This is a genomic window from Vibrio sp. V30_P3S12P165 (assembly GCF_009904905.1).
Taxonomy (GTDB): domain Bacteria; phylum Pseudomonadota; class Gammaproteobacteria; order Enterobacterales; family Vibrionaceae; genus Vibrio; species Vibrio fujianensis.
Map to the genome: position 1 here is coordinate 1 of NZ_WXWH01000044.1, position 4,129 is coordinate 4,129.

3 protein-coding genes are annotated in these 4,129 nt (G+C 40.4%); all 3 read left to right on the forward strand.

The window, feature by feature from the left end; genetic code table 11:
• Positions 1-149 precede the first annotated feature (149 nt).
• The 3 genes from CAG57_RS09590 (at position 150) to mioC (ending at position 3,821) form a co-directional block, all read left to right on the forward strand.
• Complete coding sequence (locus CAG57_RS09590) at positions 150-1,601, forward strand: sensor histidine kinase (protein WP_161431171.1); 1,452 nt, start codon at positions 150-152, stop codon at positions 1,599-1,601.
• On the forward strand, positions 1,598-2,938 hold the full coding sequence (locus CAG57_RS09595; protein WP_161428180.1) for a sigma-54-dependent transcriptional regulator: 1,341 nt from the start codon (positions 1,598-1,600) through the stop codon (positions 2,936-2,938). Before CAG57_RS09590 ends, CAG57_RS09595 begins: the two co-directional genes overlap by 4 nt.
• 445 nt (positions 2,939-3,383) lie before the next feature.
• The gene (mioC, locus tag CAG57_RS09600) at positions 3,384-3,821 is read left to right on the forward strand and encodes an FMN-binding protein MioC (RefSeq protein WP_099610302.1); all 438 of its coding nucleotides are present in this window, start codon (positions 3,384-3,386) and stop codon (positions 3,819-3,821) included.
• The last annotated feature ends 308 nt before the right edge of the window (positions 3,822-4,129 follow it).

A 4,129-nucleotide genomic window follows, 5' to 3' on the forward strand; every position in this document is an offset into this window, starting at 1 on the left:
GTGGGTATTTATTTAACTTTTTGATTTTATGCATTTTTTTATTTTTTGTTCGAGTTTTAGAATAATAGAAAACTATTAGTGTTTATTTTTGTTACGCTATCTGTCATGATTTATTGAAAAATAGATACACATTGAGTTCAAAGGAAAAGATGGTCAGATTGACTAAAGTCTCTTTATCGGCACGTATCTTATTGTTTGTTTTCCTACCATTATGGGGACTATCGGCTGCGTCTATTAGTATTGGAACTTATTATCTTGCGGATTTACAAACGAGTAAGCTAAAAGGCGATCTTAAGCTAATCGCCAGAGCAATTGATGTCCCTATTGGAGAGGCAATCCGCAAAGGAGATATAGAAACAGTTCAGAGAACGCTTGATGCAATTTTTGATTTAGGTCAGGTATATGGTGCGTCTGTCTACAATCAGGATGGTCAGCGTATTGCTGCGGCTGGTATTGCTAAACGAAGCAATAAATATAGCCCTATTGCACTTGAGCTGCTTGAAGTTGGACGTGATGCCAATGTCTATCAACGTCAAGCCGGCAAACAAGTATATTCTCATTTTCTTCCTATCACCGATAAACGAGGGCAGATATCGAGCCTTGTCGAAATTACTCGTCGTGCTAGTGATTTTTCGTCTTCTATGAGTACCTTGTCACACTCGGCTTGGACTGTATGGGGCGTAATTGGCTTACTCACCTTAATCATTGTCTATTTAGGCCACTACCGAGCAGCGGGTCGCGATGTAGCCCAGTTAACGAGTACCATGGCCAAGATTGGTCAAGGCCAGTTAGGCTTACGTGCTTCTGATTCAAATACGTATGAATTATCTTCTATTGCTCTTGCTTTAAACCGAATGCTTGATGATATTGCGCTTGCACAGGAAAAAATACTGGCTCATCAAGAATATGAAACAAAACTAAATCTGAGGTTAGAGCGAAATGAGCGGATGGCAACATTAGGACGATTCGTCGGTGGCGTGGCTCATGAGTTAGGAGCACCGCTGAATGTGATTGATGGTAGAGCAAGGCGTTTATCTCGATTTATCGATAAGAATTCAGCGCTACATGAACTGACGTCGATTAGAGGACAAGTGAAACGGCTAACTCGAATCGTTCGGCAATTATTGGATTTTTCTCGTAATAGTAACCAAAAAGAAAAAGTACTTATTTTGGATTTAGTAGTACATGCTAGAGAATCACTCAATCATGAACAAATGGAGCCATCACCCTTAATTACCATTAATGTTCCTAACCATCTGTCGGTCTTTGTTGATCCTGATCTGTTCGAATTAGCGTTAATTAACTTACTACGAAATGCAAGCCAAGCCGCTCAAGAAAACGTATTCGTTGGATATGGTGAGTCGCATGACTACTGGTGGATAACCATCAGCGATGATGGGCAACGTATTCCCATAGATATGGACTTATCTCAGCTATTAGAGCCATTTTTCACTACAAAACCAAAAGGTCAGGGGACTGGGCTTGGTTTGGCTATTGTTAACAATATTGTGAATGATCATCATGGCGAATTAATGCTTAGACGTTCAGAGCAAGGTGGGCTCATCGTTACACTACAATTTTCAAAGGAACAATGGGTATGAATATTTTATTAGTAGAAGATGATAGTGATTTAGCAGATTTATTGTGTGAAGAGCTTGAGGGCGAGGGGTATCAGGTCACAATAGTCAACTCAGCTGAAGCAGCTTCATGTAAGTTGAATGAAATAATACCCGATGTGGTGATTTCCGACCTAAGATTACCTGATCGCAACGGTATGACATTAATACCGGAAGTTAAGGCTCTGATGCCAACTCCAGCTATGTTATTAATTACAGCGTTTGGCTCGGTTAACCAAGCGGTTGATGCACTTAAAGCGGGGGCGGATGATTTTTTAACCAAACCTTTTGATATGGATCACTGTCTATTAACTGTGAAACGCCTAATTGAGCACCGAAGCTTGAAAAACCAAGCTGAAAACCGTTTCTTTCATGGCATGCTAGGTGAAAGTGCAGTGATGCAGAGCCTTTTTCGTATGATCCAAAAAATATCGAAAACGGATGGGCCTGTCTTAATACTGGGAGAAAGTGGTACTGGTAAGGAGCTAGTCGCTAAAGCGATTCATAATGAAAGTCTTAGGAAAAATGGCCCTTTTCTGGCAGTTAATTGCGCAGGTATCCCTAAGGAGTTACTGGAAAGTGAATTTTTTGGACATTCAGTTGGCGCTTATACCGGGGCAAATCAATCACGATTAGGTTTGTTAAGGGAGGTCGACGGAGGTACCTTGCTTCTTGATGAAATCGGTGAAATGCCTCTTGAGTTACAAGCTAAATTATTACGTGTATTACAAGAAGGGACCATTCGACCAGTGGGTTCTGATAAGGAAATTAGCGTAGATGTACGTATAGTCACGGCAACTCACCGGGATTTAGAGTCTCGTATCGCAGAGGGGCTGTTTCGACAAGATCTATTCTTTCGGCTAGAAATGTTCACATTATCTGTACCACCACTTCGCGAGCGTGGTGATGATCTTACGATTCTTGCCCGGCACTTTCTTTCTACTCAGACACAAGCTGGAAAAACTAAAGCGATTCAATTGAGTAACTTAGCCTGGAAAGAACTACTGAATTATGATTTCCCGGGAAATATACGCGAACTTAAAAATGCGATTGAAAGAGCATCCGTATTCTGTGACGGTGATGAAATTTTACCATCACACCTACCTGAACGTATTAGGAAATCGTCGAGTACTATCAAAGATAATATTTTTGACTCTTTATCTGAAGATATGCCATCGTTAAATGAGCTTCAACGTAACTATATTAAATTTATTCTTGAGAGAGTCGGGGGAAATAAAGCCAAGGCCGCTGATATATTAGGAATAACCCGACGAACCTTATATCGATGGATAGATGAAAGCCATAACTCAACCGTTCGATAGCTTTTCCTAAATCCTTCCTACTTGAAGTAGCAGGAGTGTTGACTACATTCGTTCACCCCAATTACATAGTCTGTCTATACTCATGAGGATGAACTCATTTGCGGCCTACCTACAACTACAAGTTGATTGGGTATAGATTCAAGTTAGCGAACCCATATTAATACTATTCCTGTCAAGATTTTCCGGATGACTGAGTCACACCATTTACATTGTCGATAACTTTGCAGAAACCTTATCTTCCGAAACAAGGAAAAGTAATCTTTTAATATTTCAATTGATTACAATTTCCCACTTTTCCCATCCTGATCTATGATGGAAGTCATCTTGGGAAGTAAGAATTTGACCATAAATTGCAATTTGGTCCCCAATCGGTCCCCAAGAAGTCGCGCGAGGCCAGCTATTATGGGAAACTTCACTTTCTGTATCGGGAAATAGAGTTAACTATATGATCCATATTATAACAGGTAGTACATTAGGTGGTGCAGAATATGTGGGAGATCACATCAGTGATGCATTACAACAAGCAGAAATCGAAAGCCATATCCATAACCAGCCGGTATTGGCAGATATTCCTGCTCAAGGTATCTGGCTTATTGTTACTTCCACGCATGGTGCGGGGGATTACCCAGATAATATCCAACCTTTTATTGCCGCTTTGCAACAAACACCGCCAAATACGCAACAGCTTCGTTATGCGGTCATCGCACTTGGAGATTCAAGCTATGATACTTTTTGCGCTGCTGGTAAACACGCACATGAGCTGTTAGCTGATATTGGTGCCACCCCACTTGCAGACTGCTTTACTATCGACGTTCAACAACATCCGGTTCCAGAGGAAGCCTTAGCTGACTGGCTCAATACATTTATAGCGCGTATTGACTAATTTTTTCCTCCCTATCCTCTTTCTTTTAAGCGGCTTAGGCCGCTTTTTCTTTTTTACCTTCTTATTCTCTTGTGTATAACTACCATTTTATCCGGTGATTAACCTATAGTTATTCATAGAATAACTTTGATCATTATTTTCCTTGTGTATAACTACCACTTTTGATCCCAGCTAATCCTCCGTTTGATCAGGTGATGATCACACGTTCTGATCTTATTCATTCGCATGATCTTATTGATCATTTATCAGTTATCCACAGAGATCCTCTCCCTTAATAGTAGATCTAATAGAAGATCTCTATATAAGAT

Bases quoted from the DNA above. Each gene is read 5' to 3' on its own strand.
- CAG57_RS09595 (WP_161428180.1), top strand. From the start codon at position 1,598: ATGAATATTTTATTAGTAGAAGATGATAGTGATTTAGCAGATTTATTG.
- CAG57_RS09590 (WP_161431171.1), top strand. From the start codon at position 150: ATGGTCAGATTGACTAAAGTCTCTTTATCGGCACGTATCTTATTGTTT.
- mioC (WP_099610302.1), top strand. From the start codon at position 3,384: ATGATCCATATTATAACAGGTAGTACATTAGGTGGTGCAGAATATGTG.